The sequence below is a fragment of the Prevotella sp. ne3005 genome, from assembly GCF_900110085.1.
Lineage (GTDB): Bacteria > Bacteroidota > Bacteroidia > Bacteroidales > Bacteroidaceae > Prevotella.
Window position 1 is genome coordinate 24,116 of sequence record NZ_FOCK01000013.1, and the last position, 26,307, is coordinate 50,422.

The 26,307-nt window shown below is 52.5% G+C and carries 24 protein-coding genes; 12 read left to right on the forward strand and 12 right to left on the reverse strand.

All coding sequences use genetic code 11. From position 1 onward, the window contains the following. Nucleotide 1 precedes the first annotated feature (1 nt). The gene (locus tag BMY16_RS14560) at nucleotides 2-1,159 is read left to right on the forward strand and encodes a sodium ion-translocating decarboxylase subunit beta (protein ID WP_091843960.1); all 1,158 of its coding nucleotides are present in this window, start codon (nucleotides 2-4) and stop codon (nucleotides 1,157-1,159) included. 39 nt (nucleotides 1,160-1,198) lie between these two features. Here the strand turns inward: BMY16_RS14560 and BMY16_RS14565 are convergent, their stop codons facing one another. After that, nucleotides 1,199-1,702 (reverse strand): DUF4251 domain-containing protein, encoded by a 504-nt coding sequence (locus tag BMY16_RS14565; protein WP_091843962.1) that lies wholly within the window; start codon nucleotides 1,700-1,702, stop codon nucleotides 1,199-1,201. Between the two features lie 126 nt (nucleotides 1,703-1,828). Between BMY16_RS14565 and BMY16_RS14570 the strand changes: the two genes are divergently transcribed. Then, the gene (locus BMY16_RS14570; RefSeq protein WP_091843964.1) at nucleotides 1,829-2,431 is read left to right on the forward strand and encodes a response regulator transcription factor; all 603 of its coding nucleotides are present in this window, start codon (nucleotides 1,829-1,831) and stop codon (nucleotides 2,429-2,431) included. 26 nt (nucleotides 2,432-2,457) lie between these two features. On the opposite strand, the gene BMY16_RS14575 is transcribed toward BMY16_RS14570, so the two are convergent. Continuing rightward, nucleotides 2,458-3,417: a LuxR C-terminal-related transcriptional regulator gene (locus BMY16_RS14575; RefSeq protein ID WP_170836134.1), complete on the reverse strand. Its 960-nt coding sequence runs from the start codon at nucleotides 3,415-3,417 to the stop codon at nucleotides 2,458-2,460. A 210-nt stretch (nucleotides 3,418-3,627) separates the two neighbouring features. Between BMY16_RS14575 and BMY16_RS14580 the strand changes: the two genes are divergently transcribed. The 6 genes from BMY16_RS14580 to BMY16_RS14605 are packed head-to-tail and all read left to right on the forward strand — an operon-like array spanning nucleotide 3,628 to nucleotide 10,203. Next, nucleotides 3,628-4,932: a hypothetical protein gene (locus BMY16_RS14580; RefSeq protein ID WP_091844022.1), complete on the forward strand. Its 1,305-nt coding sequence runs from the start codon at nucleotides 3,628-3,630 to the stop codon at nucleotides 4,930-4,932. Nucleotides 4,933-4,979: 47 nt separating this feature from the next. Next, nucleotides 4,980-6,293: an imelysin family protein gene (locus BMY16_RS14585; RefSeq protein ID WP_091843966.1), complete on the forward strand. Its 1,314-nt coding sequence runs from the start codon at nucleotides 4,980-4,982 to the stop codon at nucleotides 6,291-6,293. 30 nt (nucleotides 6,294-6,323) lie between these two features. Next, nucleotides 6,324-8,084, forward strand: a complete 1,761-nt coding sequence (locus BMY16_RS14590; RefSeq protein ID WP_091843968.1) for a di-heme oxidoredictase family protein — start codon at nucleotides 6,324-6,326, stop codon at nucleotides 8,082-8,084. Nucleotide 8,085: 1 nt separating this feature from the next. Beyond that, nucleotides 8,086-8,664: a hypothetical protein gene (locus tag BMY16_RS14595; protein WP_091843969.1), complete on the forward strand. Its 579-nt coding sequence runs from the start codon at nucleotides 8,086-8,088 to the stop codon at nucleotides 8,662-8,664. Further along, a complete protein-coding gene (locus tag BMY16_RS14600; RefSeq protein WP_091843971.1) occupies nucleotides 8,661-9,803 on the forward strand; it encodes a Rid family hydrolase in 1,143 nt (380 codons plus the stop codon). The genes BMY16_RS14595 and BMY16_RS14600 overlap by 4 nt, the downstream gene beginning before the upstream one ends. A 10-nt stretch (nucleotides 9,804-9,813) precedes the next feature. Further along, nucleotides 9,814-10,203, forward strand: coding sequence for an FMN-binding protein (locus BMY16_RS14605; protein WP_091843973.1), 390 nt, complete (start codon nucleotides 9,814-9,816; stop codon nucleotides 10,201-10,203). Here the strand turns inward: BMY16_RS14605 and serB are convergent. Continuing rightward, on the reverse strand, nucleotides 10,194-11,435 hold the full coding sequence (gene serB, locus BMY16_RS14610) for a phosphoserine phosphatase SerB (RefSeq protein WP_091843975.1): 1,242 nt from the start codon (nucleotides 11,433-11,435) through the stop codon (nucleotides 10,194-10,196). The genes BMY16_RS14605 and serB overlap by 10 nt on opposite strands. A 114-nt stretch (nucleotides 11,436-11,549) precedes the next feature. Between serB and BMY16_RS14615 the strand changes: the two genes are divergently transcribed. Then, nucleotides 11,550-13,652 carry a prolyl oligopeptidase family serine peptidase gene (locus BMY16_RS14615; RefSeq protein WP_091843977.1) on the forward strand — a complete coding sequence of 701 codons (2,103 nt, stop codon included), beginning with the start codon at nucleotides 11,550-11,552 and terminating at the stop codon, nucleotides 13,650-13,652. Between the two features lie 48 nt (nucleotides 13,653-13,700). Here BMY16_RS14615 and rny read toward each other — a convergent pair whose 3' ends face one another. From rny to BMY16_RS14635, 4 genes are all read right to left on the reverse strand, one after another. Then, on the reverse strand, nucleotides 13,701-15,242 hold the full coding sequence (gene rny, locus BMY16_RS14620) for a ribonuclease Y (protein WP_091843979.1): 1,542 nt from the start codon (nucleotides 15,240-15,242) through the stop codon (nucleotides 13,701-13,703). Nucleotides 15,243-15,249: 7 nt separating this feature from the next. Beyond that, nucleotides 15,250-15,570: a cell division protein ZapA gene (locus BMY16_RS14625; protein ID WP_091843980.1), complete on the reverse strand. Its 321-nt coding sequence runs from the start codon at nucleotides 15,568-15,570 to the stop codon at nucleotides 15,250-15,252. Between the two features lie 12 nt (nucleotides 15,571-15,582). Beyond that, complete coding sequence (locus BMY16_RS14630) at nucleotides 15,583-15,882, reverse strand: hypothetical protein (RefSeq protein ID WP_091843981.1); 300 nt, start codon at nucleotides 15,880-15,882, stop codon at nucleotides 15,583-15,585. Nucleotides 15,883-16,005: 123 nt separating this feature from the next. Next, the gene (locus BMY16_RS14635; protein WP_091843983.1) at nucleotides 16,006-16,620 is read right to left on the reverse strand and encodes a hypothetical protein; all 615 of its coding nucleotides are present in this window, start codon (nucleotides 16,618-16,620) and stop codon (nucleotides 16,006-16,008) included. Nucleotides 16,621-16,709: 89 nt separating this feature from the next. Between BMY16_RS14635 and rfbA the strand changes: the two genes are divergently transcribed. Further along, a complete protein-coding gene (gene rfbA, locus BMY16_RS14640) occupies nucleotides 16,710-17,576 on the forward strand; it encodes a glucose-1-phosphate thymidylyltransferase RfbA (protein WP_091843985.1) in 867 nt (288 codons plus the stop codon). Then, nucleotides 17,573-18,880: an NCS2 family permease gene (locus BMY16_RS14645; RefSeq protein WP_091843987.1), complete on the forward strand. Its 1,308-nt coding sequence runs from the start codon at nucleotides 17,573-17,575 to the stop codon at nucleotides 18,878-18,880. The genes rfbA and BMY16_RS14645 overlap by 4 nt, the downstream gene beginning before the upstream one ends. A gap of 229 nt (nucleotides 18,881-19,109) precedes the next feature. Here BMY16_RS14645 and BMY16_RS14650 read toward each other — a convergent pair whose 3' ends face one another. Together BMY16_RS14650 and BMY16_RS14655 are read right to left on the reverse strand one after the other, a co-directional pair. Continuing rightward, nucleotides 19,110-19,799, reverse strand: a complete 690-nt coding sequence (locus tag BMY16_RS14650; protein ID WP_170836135.1) for a porin family protein — start codon at nucleotides 19,797-19,799, stop codon at nucleotides 19,110-19,112. A gap of 150 nt (nucleotides 19,800-19,949) precedes the next feature. Further along, entirely contained in the window at nucleotides 19,950-21,884 is a 1,935-nt protein-coding gene (locus BMY16_RS14655) for a sugar phosphate nucleotidyltransferase (RefSeq protein WP_091843990.1), read from the reverse strand. Nucleotides 21,885-22,087: 203 nt separating this feature from the next. Here BMY16_RS14655 and BMY16_RS14660 point away from each other — a divergent pair, with 203 nt between their 5' ends. Beyond that, entirely contained in the window at nucleotides 22,088-22,684 is a 597-nt protein-coding gene (locus tag BMY16_RS14660; protein WP_244513075.1) for an RNA polymerase sigma factor, read from the forward strand. On the opposite strand, the gene rpe is transcribed toward BMY16_RS14660, so the two are convergent. The 3 genes from rpe to BMY16_RS14675 all read right to left on the reverse strand — a co-directional run bounded on the left by rpe (nucleotide 22,685) and on the right by BMY16_RS14675 (nucleotide 26,303). Next, a complete protein-coding gene (gene rpe, locus BMY16_RS14665) occupies nucleotides 22,685-23,335 on the reverse strand; it encodes a ribulose-phosphate 3-epimerase (RefSeq protein WP_091844024.1) in 651 nt (216 codons plus the stop codon). Between the two features lie 172 nt (nucleotides 23,336-23,507). Then, the gene (gene fmt, locus BMY16_RS14670; protein ID WP_091843994.1) at nucleotides 23,508-24,485 is read right to left on the reverse strand and encodes a methionyl-tRNA formyltransferase; all 978 of its coding nucleotides are present in this window, start codon (nucleotides 24,483-24,485) and stop codon (nucleotides 23,508-23,510) included. A 45-nt stretch (nucleotides 24,486-24,530) separates the two neighbouring features. Next, nucleotides 24,531-26,303 carry a chloride channel protein gene (locus tag BMY16_RS14675; RefSeq protein WP_091843996.1) on the reverse strand — a complete coding sequence of 591 codons (1,773 nt, stop codon included), beginning with the start codon at nucleotides 26,301-26,303 and terminating at the stop codon, nucleotides 24,531-24,533. Nucleotides 26,304-26,307: the final 4 nt, after the last annotated feature.

The following is a 26,307-nucleotide window of genomic DNA, read 5'->3' on the forward strand; positions in this document are numbered from 1 at the left end:
TATGGATTTAGGACAGTTTATCATTCAGAACTTTCAGGAATTCCTGACCTATACGGCCTTTGCCAATGCCACGGTCGGGAATCTGATCATGATTGCGGTGGGAGCCTTCTTCATCTGGCTTGCCATCAAGAAAGACTTCGAGCCGCTGTTGCTCGTCCCCATCGGACTGGGCATCATACTCGGCAATATTCCCTTCCGTGCTGATGCCGGACTGGAAATCGGTCTCTATGAAGACAACTCTGTACTGAACATCTTCTATCAGGGTGTACGTCAGGGTTGGTATCCGCCACTGATCTTCCTCGGCATTGGTGCCATGACCGACTTCACTGCCCTGTTGGCCAATCCAAAGTTGATGCTTATTGGTGCTTCGGCACAGTTTGGCATCTTCGGTGCTTACATGGTAGCATTGGCCATGGGTTTTGAGCCCTCTCAGGCTGCAGGTATCGCCATCATTGGTGGTGCCGACGGTCCTACCGCCATCTTCCTCTCGTCGAAGCTTTCGCCAAACCTGATGGGAGCAATCGCCGTGTGTGCCTATAGTTACATGGCTCTGGTACCCGTCATTCAGCCGTTTATCATGCGCCTGCTCACCACTAAGAAAGAGCGTGTCATCAAGATGAAGCCCGGTCGTGAGGTGTCTCAGACAGAGCGTATACTCTTCCCCATCATCGGATTGCTGCTCACCACGTTCATCGTACCTTCAGGTCTGCCTCTGCTGGGTATGCTATTCTTCGGCAATCTGCTGAAGGAGAGTGGTAAGACCACCCGTCTTGCCAAAACTGCCGGTGCTGCCCTGAACGATATTGTCGTGATGCTGTTGGGTCTCACCGTAGGCTGCTCAACGCAGGCCAGCGAGTTCCTGACTTTCAACACGATTAAAATCTTCGCCCTCGGTGCCATGGCCTTTATGATTGCCACCGCCTCGGGTGTCTGCTTCGTGAAGATTATGAACCTCTTCCTGCCGGAAGGTAAAAAACTGAATCCGCTGATTGGTAACGCAGGTGTGAGTGCCGTGCCGATGGCAGCCCGCATCTCCAACAACCTCGGTTTAGAATATGACCGTCACAACTTCCTGCTCATGCACGCCATGGGCCCGAATGTGGCAGGTGTCATCGGATCGGCCGTTGCGGCCGGTGCCTTGCTAGGCTTCCTGTCATAGACAATAATCCCCTGCCAGTTGGCAGGGGATTATTGTCTATTATTTGATGGGGTCTACATAACCCTCATACTTTATCTCGTCCTTACCTTCTGGTCTTAACGTTACCTTTGCCAACCCATCGCTCATTACCTGGATATTGAAACTGTATGCGTCGGAGCCACTCTTGGCCGAGAAAGTAATCAACCCTGCTTTCTGTTTCGGCATCAGAGTCAGGTTATAGCCTTCCATCTGCGTACGGAGAATGATGGACCTGTCGAATTTACGTTCTCCACGAGTCTTAAAATGAGGCACATCGTCACGTCCCAGGTAAGGAAGATCGGTACTAATCTCATTACCGTCAACTTTCAGATAATACATTCCTGTCAACGTGATAGGAGTACTGCGCAAGGGTGTCATCTCACGCATGCTGATTTTGTACTGCTGAGTACCAACGGCAGCCTTCACTTTCTGCATGTGTTCTGCCTCACGGGCAGCCCTCTCTTCCGATGTGGCACAGCCCATAATCGTCAAGGCAGCCACAAACAATAGAAATAGCTTTTTCATAAAACTTGGTTTTTAAAGTCAATTTATTATCTGCAAAATTACAACTTTTTCCTTAATTTACATCCTTTTCATTATTTTTTAACGAATAGAACCTCACTTTTCGCTTTTTTATCGTACCTTTGCACTATGATTTACACGGAAGGAAGACCAAAGATTGCCATCATCGATCCCAACACGCTGGCCACGATGGGATTGAAACAGATGCTACTGAACGTGATGCCCATCATGTCGGTAGACACTTATGGTTCGTTCATGGAACTGGAAGCCAACCAGCCGGATCAGTATTTCCACTACTTCGTCTCGATGGCCATTGTTCTTGAAAACAAGCCTTTCTTCCTTGAACGTAGCCGCAAGACCATCGTATTAACCCTCAGCCTCGACTCCATGTCGCAGCTATCGGAATTTCATAGTCTTTGCATTAATGTGCCGGAACAGGAACTGGTACGCTCCCTACTGATGCTTGAACAGCATGCTCATGGCCAAGGGCATAATATGCCTCCGATGCCTTCTGTCCTGACTCAGAAGATTCTCTCCGACCGTGAGATTGAGGTGATGAGTCTTATTGTACAGGGATTCATCAACAAAGAGATTGCCGAGAAATTGAACATCGGGTTGGCTACTGTCATCACCCACCGCAAGAATATCATGGACAAACTGGGGATGAAAAGTGTCTCCGCCCTGACCATCTATGCCGTGATGCACGGTTATGTAGACATCAACAAGATATAAGAAATCCCGCCGTTTGGCGGGATTCTTTATAACTTCACACTCGAGATATCAACCAATCTGTTGACGATAGCATAGATCGTCAGACCTGCCGGAGAATGGATCTGTAGTTTCCGGGCAATATTACGCCGATGGGTAATCACCGTGTTGATGGAGATACACAGATGGTCGGCAATCTCCTTGTTCGACATGCCTTGCACCAACGAGATAATCACATCTTTCTCTCTATCGGAAAGGGCATCAGGATTCTGTACACCACCCTTGAACACCATGCCCGTGATATTCCTCGAAACATCCTGCTGCTTCGTCATCTGCTCTAACCGACGGATGGCAGGCACAAAGATATGATCCTCTACTTGGGCATGCTGGCGTAACCACTCCTCGTTGTCATAGATATCATGGAGGGTAGCCGTCAACTGGTTGTTGTGGAGTCCGTCCTGAGGCAGGTATTTGATAATCAGGAGTTTCAGCTCCCGAAGTTTCTTGTCGGCAGCACCGTGGTGCTTTGAGAAGGTCTCTACATTATAATCATTGGCAGGCTGTCCTTCCAGCAAGGTATTGACATAGGGGAACAGCGTTTTCTGCTCATACTGCATATGACGGCGAATCTCATGGGCATACTCATCATAGAAACGCAGGATCAGTCTTGCAAGCGAGTCGTCCTCATTCAGCGATTCCTGCAACTCCCTACGGATAAAAGGCAACTGGAAGTCGAGGAAATAAGCATGACTCGCCTCCAGATAGTGCATCAGGGTCTGAACACTGATCTGCTCGTCGGCCTCAAACTCGCCATAACCGTTGATGGTATAGTTAACCACCGCCAAAAAGGTATAGGTATCTACATTATTATCCTCACAAGTCTCCTGCACCGTCTTGTCGCCAAAGCCCAGACTGATACCGAAGCTGCCAAGCGACTGCAGCAGGTCATAATTATCGCGGATCAGGGAAATCATCTTGTCATCCGCCTCATACATCTTCTGATTTTTCATCGTCGTATGCTACCTAATAATGATTATCGGGTGCAAAGGTAGGCATATTTTCCGACTTGTGCAATAATCAGAAGTAGGTATTTTTCGGGGTCTAAACCTTCCAAAATCCCCATTTTTAGGCGATTTCACTATTTTTAGGTATTGGTGATTTGGCAAAGAGGCTGTACCTTTGCACACGTTTTTTAGGTATATTAAGTGATTATTAAGATCATGAATAGTATTATTAATAAGGTATTATTAAGTGTCACGATTGGTCTATCCACCATGACTACACAGGCACAGGAAGTGGCTGGCGACAGTGTGATGCAGCATGTCAAGGGCAACAAGTTTTCAATCGGCGGCTATGGCGAGGTGGCTTATAGCCGTAATTTCTTTAGTGACCATGTAAGCCGATACAGTCAACCCGAACAGCACAAGGACGATCCGAGCCATGGACGCTTCGACATCCCCCACGCCGTGGTCTATATGGGTTACGATTTCGGAAAGGGCTGGACCTTCGGCACCGAGATAGAGTTTGAACATGGCGGCACTGGCATCGCTTACGAGAAAGAAGACGAGGAAGGTGGCGAATGGGAACAGGAGACCGAGAAAGGCGGTGAGGTGGAACTGGAACAGTTCTGGATTCAAAAGGCTTTCTCTAAGGCCGCTCACCTGAGGTTCGGACATATCGTAGTACCCGTCGGCCTGACAAATGCACATCATGAGCCTCTTAATTTCTTCACTGTCTACCGTCCGGAGGGCGAGAACACCATCCTGCCCTGTACATGGCATCAGACGGGTGTTTCGTTCTGGGGACGATATAAGGACTTCCGCTACGAGGCCCAGTTCCTGGCTGGTCTGAATGCCGACAACTTCACCAACATCAACTGGATCAAGAAAGGTCCGAGTTCACCACTGGAGTTTGAGGTGGCCAACAAGTATGGTGTGGCCCTGCGCATAGACAACTACTCCATTCCCGGTCTGCGCATCGGTGTGAGTGGCTACTATGGCGAGAGCATCGGCAACAGCTTCCCTAGGAATGCCAACGGTGTGGATGCAGAGTATAAAGGCCAGGTGGCCGTGGGGGCCATCGACTTTACCTACCAAGGTCATAACTGGGTGGTACGCGGCCAGGCCGACTATGGTTATCTGGGCGATGCCGACCAACTGAAATATGTATATAACCGACTAAACTCGAAATCGCCTTACAAGCACTCGGCCTTCGTCAGCAAGAATGCCTATGCCATTGGCATCGAGGCAGGTTATGACGTTTTCTCTCAGATTCAGAAACTGCGCAAAGACGATCAGAAACTGTACATATTCGGACGCTATGAACAGTACAATCCCTACGCCTGCAATACCAAGGGAACAGCCTACGACTATACTGAGGTGAAACGCATGGCCGTAGGTGTGAACTATCACCCTGTGCACCAGATTGTCATCAAGGCCGAATACTCCAAACGATTCCTGAAGAGCCTTTATAACAACGAGCCGTCAGTAAATATCGGCGTGGCCTACGAAGGATTCTTTTTATAAAAGGTAAAAAAGTAAAACAAGGTAATAACGTAATAATAAAAGCAACGATGAAAAAGATTCTTATTCTCTCAGTAGCGTGCCTGATGGGCGCTCTGACCATGACATCATGTAGTGACAATGACAGCAACAGTAATGAAGACACGGAATTCAATGTTGTGACAACAGCTCCAATCGTTGATCAGGACAGCTATACTGCCAACACTACTGCATCCAACTACGCTGTAAAAACATTCGGAGAGACTGCCATCGACGGCTGTAGCGACCTCGTTGACGAACTGACAGCAGCCAATGCCACCATCGCATCGTCTAAGCTCTCCGAGGCTCAGGAAACTTATCTACGGGAGGTGCTCAAAAACCTTGTTAACAACGTGATTATACCTACCTACACCAAACTCGCCGACGAGACAGAGGCTCTGGAGAAGACCCTGAACGGACTGACCACCAACACCATCAGCCAGACCCAGATCAACGCTGCCTGCGAAGACTTCAAGAAAGCCCGTCAGTACTGGGAGCAGAGTGAGGCCTTCCTCGGAGGTGCCGCCTCCGACTTCGACGTCGATCCCACCATCGACTCATGGCCGCTGAACCGTTCGCTGCTGTTGAGCTACTTCAACAACGGCATGGACGATGAGATGCTCGACGATGCCACCATCCTCGGCTTCCATGCTCTGGAGTTCATCCTCTTCCGCGACGGACAGCCCCGTAAGGTGGCAGAACTGCAGGCAAACGATACCTACAAGAACTTCGAGAAGATTACCGGTGCCCAGGAGCTGACCTACGCACAAACCATCTGTAAGCTGCTGAAGGAGCGCACCTTCCAGTTGCAGTGTGCCTGGGACGGTGGTGCCAATGCCAGTCGTCTGGCCATCGTGAAGGCTGCCGGACTGGACTATCAGACGGAGAAGGGTCTCTCGTATGGTGAGAACCTGACCACGGCAGGCTTGGATGGTAGCAAGAGTTCTTTCCCCACGCTAAAGGCAGCCATCGCACAGGTACTCTCCGACGATGAGGGAAGTTGTGTAGCCATCGCCAACGAGGTGGGTACCGCTAAGATTGCCAACCCCTTCTCTGCAGGTGACGTGTCGTATGTGGAGTCACCCTATAGCTATAACTCTATCACCGACTTCCGCGACAACATCCGTTCTATCCGTAACGTCTGGCTGGGTTCAACCGATAAGTCGGCTAACAAATACAGTTTCCACACCTTCTTTGCCAGCGTGAAGAACGAGGCTGTGAACAACAAGGTAGAGAACGCATATGTGAGTGCCATCGAGGGCATCTGCAACATGCCGTCACCCTTCGTAAAATACTGCTGCACCATCTGGGGCATCGCCTTCGAGGACGATGAGGATTGGGAATAAGCAATATAAACATTCTAAATAAAACCCTTTATGACAATCAATTCAAAATTACACCACATGATGTGTGCTGCGCTTCTGATGAGTGCAGCACTCGTCAGTTGTACAGACGACACCACCACCAGCAGTCTGGGACCGCTCGTTCCCGAAGAAGAGACCTTCGGTAAAGCTAATGACGTATTCAGTGCCGAGGAATGGTTCCCCGGCGGAGAACTGGGAACCACCGAAAAGGCCAGTTACTCAGCTTCTACTCCTGCCATAGAGAATATTGCTGGCATGGAAGATGACTTCAATACCGGTGAAGATTTCTTCGAACATCTCTACACCTTCGATGTAGCTCCCCGTAAGGGTCTTGGTCCAGCGTGGGTACGAAACAGCTGTATCGCCTGCCATCCCAGCTACGGACATGGCAAGCGCCAGACGGAATACCGTGCCAACACCATCGGTAACGGTTATCTGCTCGTAATCTACCATCCCGACAACAATGCTTACATCTCAGAGGTGACAGGAATGCCGCAGACAGCAGCCATGGCTCCATTCAAGGCTCCTATCGACGAGAACCAGATTCAGATTGAATGGAAGACAGTCGATGCAATGGAGAGTGGACTGGCCATGAATTTCCCCGACGACGGTGAGAAATATGAACTCATCTATCCCGAGGTGCGCATCCCGCAGTCGGCTTTCAACACCAACCCCAAGCCCACGAACTACGATGTACGCCTGGAGTCGACCATCGGCGTCTATGGCACTGGACTGCTCGACGCTCTCGACGATGAGGATATCGAAGCCCAGTGGAAGGCAGAGTCAAAATATGTGGAACTGAACCCTGCCATGTGGGACAAGGAGGCTGGAAAGTTCAAGGCTTCAGCTTATTACAGCGCTCCCTACAACGACACTGGTTCGCACCGTGGCTCTCATGGTCCCCTCAAACGTTTCACCTATGCCATGACGCGCGGTTCTCTACAGGACGGTGCCGGTGCCAATGCCATTTGGAACATCACCAACGTTACCCGCAGCGACCGTCACTGGCTCTATACCACCACAGCCTGGGCCAAGGCTCAGAGCGAGGATCCTGAGGTCATCAGCTATATCAAGGAACATGGTTCTTCGACTGCCAGCATTCTGCATCCTTATTATGCCGACGGCACAAACGAGGGTATCGCCAACCGTGTCTACGAGGTTCTGAACACCCCATCCGTGGCATACAAGGAGACCTTCGAGAAATATCTGCTTAACGATACCTATTATGGTGGCCAAGAAGAGATGAACGACAAGCAGTACTACCAGTTTATGGTGTGGCATCGCGGACTGGCTGTTCCCGCCGCCCGTAACCTGAACGACGACGCCGTGAAGCGCGGCAAGACGCTCTTTACCGAGATAGGCTGTGCCAACTGTCACCGTCCATCATGGAAGACAGGCTCAGACAACATGTGGATCGATGCCAGCATCAAGGCCTATGCCCAGAGCATCGGAAAGGATGCCCGGAGTATCATGCCCAGATATGCCGGCCAGACCATCTGGCCCTATACCGACATGGTGCAGCACCGGCTCTTCATGATGAACGACATCCGCACAGGCTGGTGCCGTACGACACCTCTTTGGGGACGCGGTCTCTCACGTCAGCTGACTGGTGCCGACGACCGTCTGCATGACTGTCGTGCCCGAACGGTCATCGAGGCCATCATGTGGCACGGCTACAGCAAGAAGTCGGATGCCTATAAGCCCACGGAGAAATTCTATAACCTACCGAAGGCCGACCGTGACGCCATCGTGAAGTTTATCGAATCTATATAAAATGTTGAGGATAATAAAACGTTATTTGTTGATGCTGACCCTGCTATCCTACGCAGGGTCAGTTTCTGCTATTGTTACAGAGGCCCTTCCCAAGGCGCAGGCCAAACACTTCTGCCAGTTGCTCATCAACGACGGCAATAGCATCGCTCCGCTGAACTATCACGCCCGTAGTCTCATGACACAGGAAGACAGTCTGACCGCAGAACAGCTGTTTGCAGGCTACATCTTTTTCCAGGACAACTGGAAGACCATGCGCTTCTTTCCCCACACTGGCGAGGACGGCATCGTCACATGGTATGCACCGACAGACCAGCTTCCGTCGACACTCAGCCCAGAGCATCAAAAATATATCCGCGAGGTGTTTCCCCGCCTCAGCAACGAGATACAGGCCGGTAATTGGGAAACCGTCGATGCCTATATCGACAAGATGATAGAATATCAATGCAAATACGGGGGTAGTGAGGCCGCAGATACCATTGAGCCGTCCCACCTGATAGGGATAATCGTACTTTTCTTGATAGGTTTGGCTGTTATTTCATTTTTAATTCGTAACTTTGCAGCCAAAATAACAAAACAATGAACGAACAACTCTCACATATCGATTTTGAGAATACCCGTGCCGATATCTTTTGCTTTGATACATGCACGGAGGTCAGAGAATATCATGCGATGATTCACGTCACCCAAAAAGGGCTGACGTATGCCCAGCAGCTGGAGGCAGTGATGGATGCCTACAATGGCCTGCTCAGTCAGTTGCCCGACACCCAGGCCGTGTTCAAGCGCTACTTCCTGAGCGACGCCGCCAACCAGGCCGACGACATCATCGTTACCGACGTCACCGACTGTGCCAAGAGCATTATCCAGCAGGCACCCCTCGACGGTACGAAAGTGGCCCTTTGGGTCTATCTGATGTCAAACGTTCAGACAGGTTTGACCAAGAGCGGCCTTTACGAAGTGCGCCATGGTGAGTTCCGTCACCTCTACAATGCCTCGGCCCATAACCTGGCAGCCAACTCGGAGTACCAGATGCGCCTGCTCTTCAACGAGTATATCATGCAGCTTGCTGAAGAGGGCTGCACACTCTCCGACAACTGCATCCGCACATGGCTCTTTGTCAACGATATCGACCTGAACTACGGCGGTGTGGTTCGCGCCCGCAATCAGGTATTCTTTACCCAGGGCCTCACGGTACACACCCACTTCATTGCCTCTACAGGCATTGGCGGTCGTCAGGCCGACCCCAACGTTCTCTCGCAGATGGACAACTACGCGGTTGCAGGTATCAAGCCTGAGCAGATACACTATCTCTACGCCCCTACCCATCTGAACCGCACCAGCGACTATGGTGTGAGCTTCGAGCGCGGCACCTATATCGACTATGCCGACCGTCGCCATGTGTTCATCTCGGGTACCGCCAGCATCAACAACAAGGGCGAGATTCTTTTCCCCAAAGATGTAGAGAAGCAGACCCGCCGTATGTGGGAGAATGTAGAGGCCCTGCTGAAGGAAGCCGATTGCACCTACGATGATGTCTGTGAGATGATTGTCTATCTGCGTGATGTGGCCGACTACGAGCTTGTACGCAGTCTCTACGAGGAGCGCTTCCCCGGCAAGCCCTATATCATTGTCCACGCTGCCGTCTGCCGTCCCGGTTGGCTGGTAGAGATGGAGTGTATGGCCTTGAAGAAGATTGAAAACAACGCATATAAACCGTTTTAATGTGACGACTATGAACAAGAAATATCAGTTCCTTTTGCTGGCTGTCGCACTCTGTCTCCAGAGCTTTATGGTAGGTGACGACACCATGACAAAAGAAGATGGCGTGTACGTCATCAATACAACCGAAATCGGTAAGGACATCGAAGGCTACCAGGCTACCACCCCATTGAAAGTCTACATCAAGAAAGACAAGGTCGAGAAGATAGAGTTCCTCAAGAGTCAGGAGACGCCTAAGTATTATGCGAAGGTGAAAAAGGCCTTGCTCAACACATGGGATGGAAAGAAAGTCAAGGACGCCAAGGCGCTGAAGGTCGATGCTGTCACAGGAGCCACCTTCTCCTCCGATGCTGTCATCGAGAACGTTCGTCTAGCCCTCGATTACTACCAGAATCACAAGTAACCCTGATCTCCGAGATAAGAATCTTTGAATCCTAAGAAGTAGAGCACACCGTCGAGGCCGATGGTGTTGATGCTTTGTTTGGCATTGGCCACCACACGCGGTTTGGCATGGAATGCTATGCCGAGACCAGCCTCAGAAATCATCGGCAGGTCATTGGCACCGTCTCCTACGGCAATCGTCTGGGCAAGGTTCACCTTCTCCACCTGGGCAATCAGTTTCAGAAGTTCGGCCTTACGGTGACCGTCGACGATCTCACCCACATAACGACCCGTCAGTTTGCCGTCGTCACCAATCTCCAGTTCGTTGGCATACACATAGTCAATGCCGTAACGGCGCTGCAGATACTCTCCGAAATAGGTGAATCCACCCGAGAGGATGGCAATCTTATAACCACAACGCTTCAGGATGGTCATCAGGCGGTCAACGCCCTCGGTGATAGGCAGATGCTCGGCAATGTCCTGCATCACGCTCACGTCGAGTCCCTTCAGCAGGGCAACCCTTCGGGTAAAGCTCTCCTTGAAGTCAATCTCGCCGCGCATAGCACTCTCCGTGATGGCTCTGACCTCGGCCCCCACCCCGTTGCGCTCGGCCAGCTCGTCGATACACTCCGTCTGAATCAGCGTGGAGTCCATATCGAAACAGATCAGACGGCGCATCCTTCGGAACATATCGTCGCGCTGGAACGAGAAGTCCATCTCCATTTCCGACGAGAGCTTCATCAGCTTCGACTGCATCTCCTGACGGTTGGCAGGCTCGCCGCGCAGCGAGAACTCGATACAGGCACGGGTGTGCTTGGCCGGATTCTTGATACTCTTGCGGCCTGTCAGTCGGATGATCGAGTCGATATTGAATCCCTGATCGGCAATAACTTTCGTGGCAGCTTCTATCTGGCGGGCCTCCAGTTCGCGCCCCATTACCATCAGGATATAGCGGTTCTTGCCCTGATGACCCACCCAGTCCTCATACTCATCGTCGCCAATGGGTGAAAAGCCTATCTGCACGCCAAGCTCCGTAGCCTTGAAGAGCAGTTCCTTCATCACCTGCCCCGAGTGTATCTCGTCCATGCGGATAAGGATACCCAGGGAGAGTGTGGAGTGGATGTCGGCCTGGCCGATATCGAGAATCTGCGCATCATACTTGGCCAATATGCCCATCACCGAAGCCGTCAGTCCCGGGCGGTCCTGACCTGTGATTCTCACGAGTATTTGTTCCTTACGATTCTGCTGTTCCATTTTCATTCATTCATTTTGTGCGCAAAGGTACACAAAAAAGCCGATAAAACCAAATTAGTTTGAAAAGATTTTCGTACCTTTGCCATCAGATTCATTCAAACAACAAAAAACGATATGAAAAGACTAATTCTCATGACCATGGCAGCATTAGCTACCACTACAGTCCCGGCACAGGGGCTGCAGTACCCCAAGGCCGCGAAAGACGGCACTGTTGACGAGTATTTCGGCACGAAAGTGGCCGACCCCTACCGCTGGCTGGAGAACGACACGAGTGCTCAGACTGCCGCCTGGGTGGAGGCAGAAAACAAGGTAACCAATACCTATCTCCAGAAGATCCCCTTCCGTGGAAAACTGCTGAAGCGCCTCACCGAGCTGGCCAACTACGAGAAGATCACCGCCCCCCGCAAGCGTCACGGCAAGTGGTATTTCTACAAGAACAACGGCCTACAGAACCAGTATGTGATGTATGTCATGGACAAGCTGGGCGGTGAGCCCCGCGTGTTCCTCGACCCCAACAATCTGAGCGATGACGGAACGGTGGCCCTGAAAGGCGTCTACTTCTCCAACAACGGCAAGTATGCTGCCTACACCATCTCGCGTAGTGGCAGCGACTGGGAAGAGATCTTTGTGATCGACCTGAAGACCGGCCAGCTGACCGACGACCACATCGAGTGGGCCAAGTTTACCAGTGCCGCCTGGAAGGGCGACGGCTTCTACTATAGCGCCTACGACGCCCCTGTCAAGGGTAAGGAGTTCTCAAACGTCAACTCTGGCCATAAGATCTACTATCATAAGATCGGTACGCCCCAGAGCGACGATGTGCTGTTCTATCAGAATGCCGCCTACCCCATGCGGTTCTATTATGTCGACGTCAACGAAAGTGAGACCAAGATGTATCTCTACGAGTCAGGAGCAGGCTCTGGCAACAACCTCTTCGTGCGTGACCTGACGAAACCGGAATCGCAGTTCATTCAGATGACTTCCAACATGGACTATCAGTACAGTCCTGTCTACGACGACGGCAATCGTATCTGGCTCTACACCAACTACGGGGCTCCCAAGGGGCGTATCATGACAGCCGATATCCGTCAGCCGGGTGTCGACAGCTGGCAGGAGCTGGTGGCCGAGCAGGAGAACGTGCTCGGTGGCGCCGATGTCATCAACCGTCAGCTCATCCTCACCTATCAGAAGGATGCCTCCGACCATGCCTACCTCTATGGTCTCGACGGCCAGCTGCGCCATGAAGTGCAACTGCCATCGGTGGGTAGCGTAGGCTTCACCGGTGACGAGAAAGAGGCCGAGTGCTTCTACACCTTCACCTCGTTCACCATCCCCGGCACCATCTACCGCTACGACATGGACAAGAACGAGAGCACCCTCTACATCTCGCCGAAAGTCAAGTTCCGTCAGGACGACTACACCTCCGAGCAGGTGTTCTTCCAGAGCAAGGACGGCACGCGCATCCCCATGTTCCTTACTTATAAGAAAGGTCTCAAGCGCAATGGCAAGAACCCCGTCTACCTCTATGGCTACGGCGGCTTCAATATCTCGCTCGGCCCCAGCTTCTCGGCTACCCGCATCCCCTTCCTCGAGAATGGTGGCATCTATGCACAGGTGACGCTCCGTGGCGGCAGCGAATATGGCGAGGAATGGCATCTGGCAGGTACGAAGATGCAGAAGCAGAACGTCTTCGACGACTTCATCGGAGCTGCCGAATACCTGATCAGCGAGGGCTATACCTGCAAAGACCGGCTGGCCATCGTCGGTGGTTCCAATGGCGGTCTGCTCGTCGGTGCCTGCATGACCCAGCGCCCCGACCTCTACCGTGTGGCCATCCCTCAGGTGGGTGTGATGGACATGCTGCGCTACCATAAGTTCACCATCGGTTGGAACTGGGCCAGCGACTATGGCACCAGCGACGACTCGAAGGAGATGTTCGAGTATCTCAAGGGCTACTCCCCACTCCACAACCTGAAGCCCGGCACAACCTACCCTGCCACCCTCGTGACCACTGCCGACCACGACGACCGTGTGGTACCCGCCCACTCGTTTAAGTTTGCAGCCACCCTGCAGGAGTGCCATCAGGGCAGCAACCCCGTACTCATCCGCATCGACACGAAGGCGGGTCACGGCGGCGGCAAGCCCCTGGCAAAGGTGCTCGAGGAGCAAGCCGACATCTACGGCTTCATCCTCTACAATATGGGATTGAAATTCTAATCAAATAAAACAATAATCCCCGCTCGGATTTGAGCGGGGATTATTGTTTTATTTTGCGTAGGCAACGCTTCGTGTTTCTCGGATAACGGTAATCTTCACCTGTCCGGGATAGGTCATCTCGTTCTGGATCTTCGTGGCGATATCACCGCTCAGAGCCTCTGCCTCTGCATCGTTCATCTTATCGGCACCCACGATGACACGCAGCTCACGACCGGCCTGAATAGCATAGGTCTTGGTGACACCGGGATAGCTCATGGCGATGGCCTCCAAGTCATTCAGACGCTTGATATAAGCCTCTACGATCTCACGGCGGGCACCAGGACGGGCACCGGAGATGGCGTCACACACCTGAACGATGGGCGCCAGCAGCGTCTGCATCTCCATCTCGTCGTGGTGGGCACCGATGGCATTGCAGATGTCGGGCTTCTCCTTGAACTGCTCGGCAATCTTGGCGCCGTAGAGTGCGTGAGGCATCTCACTCTCCTCGTCGGGCACCTTACCTATATCGTGCAACAATCCGGCACGCTTGGCCTTCTTCGGGTTCAGACCCAGCTCGGCAGCCATCACGGCACAAAGGTTGGCCGTCTCACGGGCATGCTGCAACAGGTTCTGACCATAAGAAGAACGGTATTTCATCTTACCGATGATACGGATGAGCTCAGGATGCAGACCGTGGATACCCAGGTCGATGGCAGTACGCTTACCCGTCTCGATGATCTCGTTGTCGAGCTGCTTCTTCACCTTGGCAACCACCTCCTCGATACGGGCGGGGTGGATACGGCCGTCGCTCACCAGCTGGTGCAGGGCCAGACGACAGGTCTCACGGCGTACGGGGTCGAAACCGCTGATGACGATGGCCTCGGGCGTATCGTCAACCACAATCTCCACACCGCAGGCAGCCTCCAGGGCGCGGATGTTACGACCTTCACGGCCAATCACGCGGCCCTTCACGTCGTCGTTGTCGATATGGAACACGCTGACGCTGTTCTCCACAGCCGTCTCGGTAGCCACACGCTGGATGGTCTGGATCACAATCTTCTTGGCCTGCTGGTTGGCATTGAGCTTTGCCTCGTCCATGATCTCGTTGATATAGCTGGCGGCTGCGGTCTTGGCCTCGTCCTTCATCGACTCCACCAGACGGTTCTTAGCCTCCTCGGCACTCAGTCCCGACACCTCCTCCAGCTTCTCGCGCTCCATCAACTGCATCTTCTCCAGCTCCTCGGCCTTCACGCTGAGCAGCTTCTTCTCGTTGTCGATGCGGTTCTGCTGGTTGTCGAGCTCGTTCTTACGGCGGCCCAGCTCTTCCTGGCGCTGGTTCAGCGAAATCTCACGCTGCTTCAGTTTGTTCTCACTCTGCTGGATGTGCTGGTTGCGCTGCTGCACCTCCTTCTCCAGCTCGCTCTTCTTGTTCAGGAACTTCTCCTTCACCTCGAGCAGTTTCTTCTCCTTGATGACGTCGGCCTGCTTCTCGGCAGCCTCAATCATCTCCTTGTATTTCCCTTTCAGTACGTAACGGAATACCAGATATCCGCAGACACCTCCAAGTGCGAGGGCGCCGGCAGCAATCAAAAGTACAAAAATTAAATCCATAAAAAATCTATATTGTTAAAACGTTCTCACTCTCAAGTGCTTCCTCAATCTCAGAAGTCAGCTTGGCGAGAACGTCATGGAAGGGAGCCGTATCGTTCTTACCGTGCTCCCGCTCATACATCAAGGCCACATCGATCAGCGTCATCAGCGCGATGGTGTGATCTGCCTTCCGCCCCTTATAAGCCTGTGCATAGGCATTATAACGGTCGGTGATGAGCTTGGCTGCCTTGCGGAAATACTCCTCGTCGGAGCGCTTCACCGTCATCTCGATTTCCTCATCGTAGACGTGCAGCCTGATATGTAGTTTCTCGTTATTCACTTCTGCCATTGTATAGCACCGTTATTGTTCCTCGTCGCTTAGGATGACGATGCACTTGTTCACGTCGCGGATCATCCTGGCCAGCCGGGCTTTGGCACTCTCCAGGTCACCGTCGGTGATCTCCATCATCTTTGCCGTTTTCAGCGACATATAGTCGTTTTCCGCCTGAGCCAGCTTAGCCTGCAGGTCCTTGATCTCCTGCTCGTTCTTCGCAATCACCGTGCGCAGCTCCTCACCCTCCTTCTTCAGCTTCTGAAACTGGAGGATCATTTGCCTCACACGCGTCTGAAAAGTTGCTAATGCCTGCTCGTTTGGATTCATCTCGTAACTATTTGGAGTACAAAGGTAAACCTTTTTAATTGAAAATAGAAGATTGAAGACGGAAGATTATTATTTTTTAACAATCCATCCCCCTTTCAATTTTCAATCTTCAATCTTCAATAATCACTCCTCCGCCTTCTTTGGTTCCTTCTTAGCAAGCATCACGACCTTATACACAAAGTCGGTCACCCACTTCTGCGAGAAGCCCAGGCGCTGGTTGTATTGGCGCACGGCCACCACCGTCTTCATCACCGAGGCGTCCGAGAAGTCGTTCTTATTAAAGATGTCGCCGACGGTCTTCTCCGTCATCGTGTAGAGCGCCTTCTTCATGAAGCCTGGCAGACGGAGTTTGAACTTCATCAGGTTGCCTGTCAGCATCATGATGTCCTGTGTAAAGCCCTGGAACTGCAGCAGATAGGTCTGTGCGTCCTGTATCTTCTTACAGCGCTTACGCAGGCTCTGGTCGATCTCCTTGAAGAAGTCGTCCTCCATGCCATACATCTCCTTCAGCATCTTCTTACAGCGGCTACGCTCGCCAACACCTAATTTATTATTCACAGTCGGCACCTTCAGGGTAGCCTTGAAGACACGTAGGTCGGGCAGCGCAGCCAGGTTGGTGATACCCAGGTCGGCAGCCATCGCCGCCTGGAAATACACGCGGATCAGCGACATGAAGTCCTCCATGCCGCCCACATTCTGCTCGTCGCTCTTTCCGAAAATTTTATTCCAAAATCCCATAATTATTCGTAATTTATCAAATTTCGCGTGCAAAGTTACTAAAAATAAAATAAATATCGTACCTTTGCAGCAACAAAATAACAAAAAATATGAAAGGTATCGTTTTAGCCGGCGGTTCTGGCACACGCCTCTACCCCATCACCAAGGGCATCAGCAAGCAGCTGATTCCTATCTTCGACAAGCCAATGATCTACTATCCCATCTCCACGCTGATGCTTGCCGGCATCCGTGAGATCCTGATTATCTCCACCCCTTACGACCTGCCGGGCTTCAAGCGCCTCCTGGGCGACGGCTCCGACCTGGGCGTGCGCTTCGAGTATGCCGAACAGCCCTCTCCCGACGGACTGGCCCAGGCATTCATCATCGGTGAGGAGTTTATCGGCGACGACTGCGCTTGTCTCGTCCTGGGCGACAACATCTTCTATGGCGGCGGCTTTACGGGCATGCTCAAGCAGGCTGTGGCCAATGCCGAACAGAACAATCGTGCCACCGTTTTCGGCTATTATGTCAACGACCCCGAGCGCTATGGCGTGGCCGAGTTCGACAAGGATGGCAACTGCCTCAGCATCGAGGAGAAGCCCGAGCACCCGAAGTCGAACTACGCCGTGGTAGGACTCTACTTCTACCCCAACAGCGTGGTGGAGATTGCCAAGCACATCAAGCCCTCCGCCCGTGGAGAACTGGAGATTACCACCGTCAACCAGGAATATCTGGCCAAGAAAGAGCTGCTGGTGCAGACGCTGCAGCGCGGCTTTGCGTGGCTCGACACCGGCACCCACGACTCGCTCTCCGAGGCATCCACTTTCATCGAGGTCATCGAGAAGCGCCAGGGTCTGAAGGTGGCCTGTATCGAGGAGATAGCCTACAAGCGCGGCTGGATCGACAAGGAACAGCTCCGCCGTCTCGCCGAGCCCATGGCCAAAAATGACTACGGCAAATATCTGCTAAACTTATGATACAAAAAATTTTCGGATTCAATCCCGCCACGATGACGCTTCGCAAGGAAGTGATTGGCGGCATTACCACATTTCTGACGATGGCCTACATCCTGGCCGTCAACCCCAGTATTCTATCGGCCACAGGCATGGATGCCGGAGCCGTGTTTACCACCACCTGCATCTCGGCTGTCGTAGCCACGCTGGTCATGGCGCTCTATGCCAAGCTGCCCTTTGCGCTGGCTCCGGGCATGGGCCTCAATGCCTTCTTTGCCTACACCGTGGTGCTCACCATGGGCTATAGCTGGCAGTTTGCCCTGACCGCCGTGCTCATCGAGGGTGTCATCTTCATCCTGCTCACCATCACCGGGCTGCGGCAGTACATCGTCAATGCCATCCCGCTGATCCTGCGCCGCGCCATCAGTCCCGGTATCGGCCTGTTTATTGCCTTTGTCGGTCTGAAGAGTGCAGGTATCGTCACCTCGTCCGAGGCCACCTTCATCACCCTGGGCAATCTGCACGATCCCGCTGTGCTGCTGGGCATCTTCGGTATTGTGCTCACAGCCTCTCTGCTGGTCAAGGGCATCACCGGCTCGCTGCTCATCGGCATCCTCGTCACCACCGTTGTGGGCATTCCCTTGGGCATCACCAACTTCGGGGGCATCGTCTCTGCGCCTCCCTCCATCGAGCCCATATTCTGGCAGTTCGAGTGGCACAACATCCTGACGGTCGATATGGTTGTTGTCGTGTTGACATTCCTGTTTATCGACATGTTCGACACCATCGGCACCCTTATTGGCGTGTCCAACCGTGCCGGTATGGTAGATGACGATGGCAACGTGAAGAATCTCAACCAGGCTTTCATGGCCGACGCCATCGGTACCACCGTGGGCGCCATTCTTGGCAGCTCTACCGTGACCACCTATGTGGAGAGTGCCTCGGGTGTCAATGCCGGCGGCCGTAGTGGTCTCACCAGCTTCACCACTGCCCTGTGTTTCATTGTCGCCCTACTCTTTGCGCCGCTCTTCCTGGCCATTCCCGGTCAAGCCACAGCAGCCGCCCTGATACTGGTCGGTGTGATGATGATGCACGACATCCGCAAAGTTGATTTCTCCGACTATGTCACCGGCATCCCCTGCTTTATATGCATTGTGCTGATGCCGCTTACCTACAGCATCTCCGACGGTATTCTGATGGGTGTCATCTCCTATGTGCTCATCCACTTGCTGACGGGCACCCTCAAGGACAAGGATGAACGCAACAACATCAACTGGGCAACCATTCTGTTGGCCGTCCTCTTTGTGTGTCGCTACGCATTCCTATAGATTCCTATAGCAAATAAGAGGGGCCTGCCCCTTCTATGCACAATAGTAAAACAATTTGTTTTGGTCTGTAAAAGACTATCTCCACGAGGTGAAAAGATAGTTTCTTCGAAACCAAAACAAGTTGTTTTACTGTCATAGAATACATCTCTATGATGCTTTATATTTATAATAACAATCCCCGCCAGAATTCACTTCTGACGGGGATCTTATGTCTAAATAACTTGAAATCTTAGAGGGCGAACTTGTAACCAACGGTGAGCTGGAATACCTGGTTCTTTACACTCTCGTCGATATCCTTAACAATCTTGGTCAGACCGAGGTTGTAACGAGCGTCGATGTAAACGGGGACTGTGGGAACCTGATAAGAGACACCAATGGGAATTGAAACATCGAACTTCTTGCATTGATCCTTGACATCTTCGTCGTATTTGACGGTAGCACTCGAACCACCGATAGAGCCTGTCATATCATACTTTCTCTTTGCACTCAGCAGGAAACCAAGCTGAACACCAGTCTTGACGGCAAAGCCCTTGAAGAGATAAACGTTGGCCACAATGGGGAGGTTCAGATAGTTCAGCTGAATTTTGTTATCCTTCAACTTAAGAGATTCGCCACCTATTTTCAGCTCAGTATCTTCCCACTGGCATCCCTGCATAGCGAAGTTCAAACCAGCAGCAAGGCTGAACATATCGGCCAGCTGATACTCAGCCTCAACACCAATCAGAGCACCTGCGTAGAAAGATTTGTCGGCATCCAAGCTGACACCTGCAGCGGTAGGGATCTTAATATCAGGCATATTGCTTACCTTGCTGATAACACCACCGATCTTCGGCTGCAGAGAGAATGTACCAGCCTCAAACTGTGCATTTGCACTAACTGTAGCAACCAAGAGGGCTGCAATCATCATTAATTTCTTCATAATCGTGTTAATTTTAAACGTTAAAAATGTTTTATTTATTTCGTTCACGGTGCAAATATATATATAATTTCCCAAACTAGCAAGAAAAAATGCAAAAAAGTGCACTTTAAACATAAAAAAGTTAAAATAGGACAGAGAAGCATGCCCTTTTTATTTACTGTATTCCTCTATGGCGCGGACGAGGGCGGTGGGGTTGCCCATGTCGAACATGCGGCCCTGGAGGCGCACACCCATCATGCCACTACGCTTGCGAACAGCCTCGAGGGCGGAGGTCAGCTCTATCTCGGTGACATGGTCGCCCTCAATCTCCTTCTGCATGATGTCTTCATGCAACTGTGAGAACACCTCCGGGGTAAGGATATACTGACCGAAGACGCTGTAGTACTCCTTCTCTCCATTCTTATTGCGCACACCAAGGAACTCCTCAGCATAGCTGGCCTTGGGCTTTTCGTGCATCGTATCGACACTGAGCACATGGCTACCCTTGTCTTCCCATACACCGTGGAGGATGCCATAACGGCTCACCTCGGCCAGAGGGATAGGATGGATGCTGACCATCAGGGAGTTGTAACGCTCGTATTCCTCGACCATCTGCAGGGCACAGGGCTTGTTGGAGTCGCTACGATAGAGCGTGTCGCCCAAAAGGAGCATGACGGGCTCGTTGCCGGCAAACTGGGCAGCCTGATAGACAGCGTGACCAAAGCCACGCTTCTCTTTTTGATAGACATAGTGGAGGCGCTTGCCAATGTCGAGGATATGGTTCTCGTACTCCTGAGCCTCGGGATTGAGTTTGCGCAGATGTTCCTCCTCCAACGGACGCTCAAAGTAGTCGGCATACTGCTGGCGTTCCTCTTCTGAGCCAAGCACCAGACAGATCTCCTCGATGCCGCTCAGAACGAGTTCTTCGAGCAGGATGAGGATGACGGGGCGCACCATGCCGTCGGGACAAGGTATGGGGAAGAAGTCCTTCTTCAGTGCACGGGTGGCGGGATACAACCGGGTGCCAAAGCCTGCCACGGGGATGATGGCGCGACGCACGGTGTGTACGGGCTTCAGCGTGAGGGAGTAGGCCTTCATGCCATGCTCGTTGAGATAAGCCGTCAGCTGGGTCTGAGCCTCCTCGCTGCGAGCCAGGAACTGCACCGAGCCGTCGCCATGGGAGCCGACGCCCTTACCACCCCAGACAAGGGGCAGGATGGCGGGATCGGCCAGAACGGCATCCAGCTTGGGCGACTTCAGGGCAGGCGACATGGGAGCCACCTGACTGTTGAAGAGTGCCTCGGCCTCGGTCATCAGACGTCCCAGCGACTCGGCATCGCCCTCGGCCATAAAGCGGATGGCGCGGTCGACAATCTCAAGGTTTTTCTCACCCAGTGCCTCGTGCTCCCTCCGCTCGGCCTCGGTGGTGGGGAAGGGATAGGCCTTGTTCAGGTCGGACAGAATCTTGATAGTATCCTTCTCGGCACAGAGGTCGGCAAATACCCAGTAGAGGTGTTTCTTCACGTTGAGCGAGCGCACCTCGATCTCATCGCCGTCGAAGGTCATGAGGTTGGGCTTCACACCAAAGGCACAGGCCTGGTCCAGACGGCCACATCGGCTACTGGTACGGAGTTCGCCCACATAGGCGATATTCATCTCGCCCAGGGTATTGAGGTTGAGATTATACAAGAGGTTGAAGGCGCGGGCCACGAGAACACAGATGGCTGCCGACGAGGAGAGGCCGCTTTTCATGGGGAGCGTCATCGACGTGATGCGGATGCGCACACCACCCACCTTATACCATTCGAGCATATAGGAGGCCACACCGGCACAGTAGCAGAAGAAGCCGCCCGACTTGGCGACACGCTTCAGCTCGGCCTCGTCCATACGACAGGAGAAATCCTGCCACACGCCACCGATCTCCGGGGCGTCGCTATAGAGTTCGAAGATGCTCGACTTCTCGACTTCGGCATAGATACCTTGTTCAATACCCGTCACGATGGCGGCACCCGGTTTAATATCAGCGTTCATTGTACGATAGTGTCCAGCCCAGTCTGTATGTTCTCCAAAAAGGCACAAGCGCCCAGGAACGAATAGTTTCATCATTTGTGTTATTTTAGTTCTATTAATGTGTGCAAAGATAATAAAATAAGTAAATAGTAAAGAGAGATTAGTGAAATTTTTTAAGAAAAAAGGCTATTTTCTTGGTTATTTCGGGAATTATCACTACTTTTGCGGCAGATTAATAACCCTTTAAACAGATTATTGCCTATCGAAACAGACTTTACTCCATTCAAAATTTGAAGAGTATGAGTACACTGAAAACAATGTCCGACGAACAGTTGGCATTGGCTTACATCGATGGCAATAACCGTGCATTCGACGAGTTACTTTCAAGGAATCAGGACAGAGTCTTCACCACGATCATGTATGCGGTGAAAGATGAGGATCTGGCCAACGACCTTTTTCAGGAGACCTTCCTGAAGGTGATAACCAAGTTGCAGAACGGCCAGTATTCGGATACGGGTAAGTTCTCGTGGTGGCTGACACGTATCGCCCACAACGTGGTGATCGACCACTTCAGGGCCCAGAAGAGCAGTAAGATTGTGGAAGCCCCGAAGGACAACGACCTGAGCAACCTGCGCGGTGAGGCCATCCACAACCAGAGCCGTGAGAGCGAGCTGAACAACGAACAGGTGATGGAAGACGTGAAGCGTCTGGTAGAAGCCCTGCCGGAGGCACAGCGCGACGTGGTGAACATGCGTTATTTCCAGGAACTGTCGTTCAAGGAGATTGCCGAACAGACCAATGTCAGCATCAACACGTCGCTGGGGCGCATGCGTTATGCTCTCATCAACCTGCGCAAGCTGACAAGACAGTACGGGGTAAACCTGAACTTGGAGTAATTACAGGGCTCTCAGATGACGGATGACCTGCTCAGGGTCGGTGGCACCGAAGACATAGGAGCCGCTGACGAGCACGTCGACACCCGCCTCTACCAAGCGCGGAGCCGTCTCGCCCTGCACGCCACCATCTACCTCAATCAGGGTCTGACAGCCTTTCTCGTCAATCATCCGACGCAGGCGCTTCACCTTGTCGATGGTATTCTCGATGAACTTCTGTCCGCCGAAGCCGGGATTGACACTCATCAGCAATACCATCTCCACATCGCCGATGATATCCTCAAGCACGCACACGGGTGTTGAGGGATTCAGCGTCACACCGGCCTTCATGCCGGCATTGTGGATCTCCTGAACCGTGCGGTGGAGATGGACACAAGCCTCATAATGCACATTCATCATCATGGCACCGAGCTTGGCCGTCTGCTGGATGTAACGCTCGGGATGCTCAATCATGTAATGCACATCCAGCGGTTTCTTACAGACCTTTGCCACAGCCTCGAGCACAGGGAAGCCGAAAGAGATGTTGGGAACGAACGAGCCGTCCATCACGTCGAGGTGGAGCCAGTCGGCCTCACTCCGATTAATCATGTCGATGTCGCGGTCGAGATGCAGAAAGTCGGCAGCGAGTAATGATGGGGATACTAATGCCATAATCCTTTTGCTTAATTCAGGCTCACAGCCTGATTGATGTTTGTACGATAGGTGTAGGCTACCTGACGGATGATGTCGAGTGTCTGCGCTCTCGGTTTGAACTTCTCTGGAGTAGAATCCTTCATAGGCAATCACACTTTTTGGGGGTTCTTTACCTAAGAAACGCTGATACACCTTATTTTATTATATAGCGGTCGAAATTTTTGTTGCCGTTGAGGAAGTCGCGGGCCTTCATGCGGTTCTTGCCAGCCAACTGCAGTTCGTCGATCTGCAGCAGGAAATCGGCAGTGGTGATATAGAGCACGCCCTTATAGACCACAATCATACCAGGACGCATGCCAGGATTCTTCTCGGTCTTAGTGGTCTTAAAGATCTTCAGGTCGACGGGCTTTCCGTCGGGGCCCATCAGCGTGGTCCACGCCCCGGGATAGGGACTCAGTCCGCGGATGAAGTCGTAGATGCGCTTCGAGGGGCGGTTCCAGTTGATCTCACACGTCTGCTTGAAGAGCTTCGGTGCGTCGTAGAGGTATTTCACATTACCCATCAGATCATCCTGCGGGATGCTCTCGGGCATGCCGTCGGCGGCGATAATCTTCTCGATGGTCTCCAGACATATCTCAGCCCCGAGGTGCATCAGTCCGTCGTAGACATATTCCGCATCGGCGGTGTCGGGGATGTCGAAGGGCTTCTGCAGGATGACACGTCCGGTATCGATATCCTTGTCGAGGAAGAAAGTGGTGACGCCTGTTCGCTTCTCACCATTGATGACGGCCCAGTTGATGGGGGCAGCACCACGATACTGAGGCAACAGGGCGGCATGGACGTTGAAGGTGCCATACTGCGGCATGTCCCACACCACCTCGGGCAACATGCGGAAGGCCACGACCACCTGGAGGTTGGCCTTATAGCCACGCAACTGTTCCACGAAGGCGGGATCCTTCATCTTCTCCGGCTGCAGCACGGGCAGCTGATGTTCCAAGGCGTATTTTTTCACTTCCGAGGGTTGTACCTCCGTCTGATGACGACCCACGGGCTTGTCGGGCTGTGTGACCACTGCCACGACATTGTACTCATTCTCTACCAACGCCTTTAGTGTCTCCACCGCAAACTCCGGCGTTCCCATAAACACAATACGTAAATCTTTCTTCTCCATAACTCCTTATCTTCTTAACTCCTTAACTCCTTAACTTCTTAACTCCTAATCTTCACTCATGTCATGTACCATCTTACGATAGAGTGTATAGAGGCGCTGACGAGAGATATAGCCCTTCAGGCGACTCTCAACGTCGAGCACGGGAAGCCAGTTGGCACCCGTCCGTTCAAAAGTACGCATCACATCAGCCATCGGCGTAGCATCGCTCAGCAGGGCCTTCGGCTCAGTCATCAGCTGCGAAGCCTTGAAATGATGGTATAGTTCAATACGGAACACGACACTACGGATCTTCAGAATATCAATCTCGCCCAAAAGCATACCTCCGGCATCCATTACTGGCAGCACCGAAGAATGGCTGCGGCTGATCTTCTGGACTATCTGCCCAAGCTCCATGTCGGGCGTCACACCCAAGAAGTCCTTCTCGATTACCGAGTCGAGGTTCATCAGCGTCAGGGCGGCATGGTCGGTATGGTGGGTCAGCAGCTTACCCTGACGGGCCAGACGGTAGCCGTAGATACTATGGGGCTCGAACATGATAATCGTGAGATAGGCACACACGCTGACAATCATCAGGGGCATGAACATCGAGTAACCGCCCGTGAGTTCGGCAATGAGGAAGACACCCGTCAGCGGGGCATGCATCACACCCGACATCACGCCAGCCATGCCCAGCAGGGCGAAGTTCTTCTCGGGCACATAGACACCAATCTGGTTGATGTTCCACAGACGAGAGAAGAGGAAACCCGTGAAACAGCCGATGAACAACGAAGGGGCAAACGTACCACCGCAACCGCCACCGCCATTAGTGGCCGAGGTGGCCACCACCTTCGTAAACAGCACGAGGGCGATATACGGCAGGAGCATGGCGCCCTGACCGGCAAAGAGGGAGTTGTTGAGGATGCGGTTCCAGTCGGCCTCCGTCCGTCCGTTGAGCAACAGGTTGATACTGGAATAACCTTCACCATAGAGTGCCGGGAAGAGGAAGATGAGCAGACTCAACGCCACACCGCCGATGGCCAGTTTGATGTGCGGATGATCCTTGAACTTGGCAAACACGCCTTCGCAGGCACCCATCATCCGGATGAAATAGAGCGATACCAGACCACAGCTGATGCCCAAGAGGACACAGGCAGGGATGCGCTCCACCGACCAACCGCTGTCAAGATGGAAGGTAAAGAGGGCTGCATCACCACTGAAGATATAGGTGAAGACTGTGGCTGTCACACAAGAGACGAGAATAGGCAGAAGGGCCGACATCGTCATATCGATCATCAGCACCTCAAGCGTGAACACCAGTCCGGCTATCGGGGCCTTAAAGATACCGGCAATAGCACCGGCTGCACCACAGCCCACGAGGGTCATAAGCATCTTACGGTCGAGATGGAACAGCTGTCCGAGGTTCGAGCCGATGGCAGAGCCTGTGAGCACGATAGGAGCCTCAGCACCCACAGATCCACCGAAACCGATGGTAATGGCTGAAGCGATGACCGAAGACCAGCAGTTGTGCGACTTCAGCCGCGACTTGTTCGTAGAGATGGCATAGAGTATGCGGGTAATACCGTGCGAGATATTATCCTTAACGATATACCGTACAAAGAGCGAGGTAAGATAGATACCCACGACGGGATAGACCAGATAGAGCCAGTTGGCGCCGGTGCGGTCGAAAGAGCTCGTCAGGAGTAATACGATCTGGTTGATAATCCTATGGAGGAAGAAGGCAGCCACGGCAGCAAAGAAGCCCACGATGAGGGCGAGGATAATCATGAATGCCCTCTCGCTCACGTGCTCCACCCGCCACTCATGCAGCCGCTGCAGCATTGTC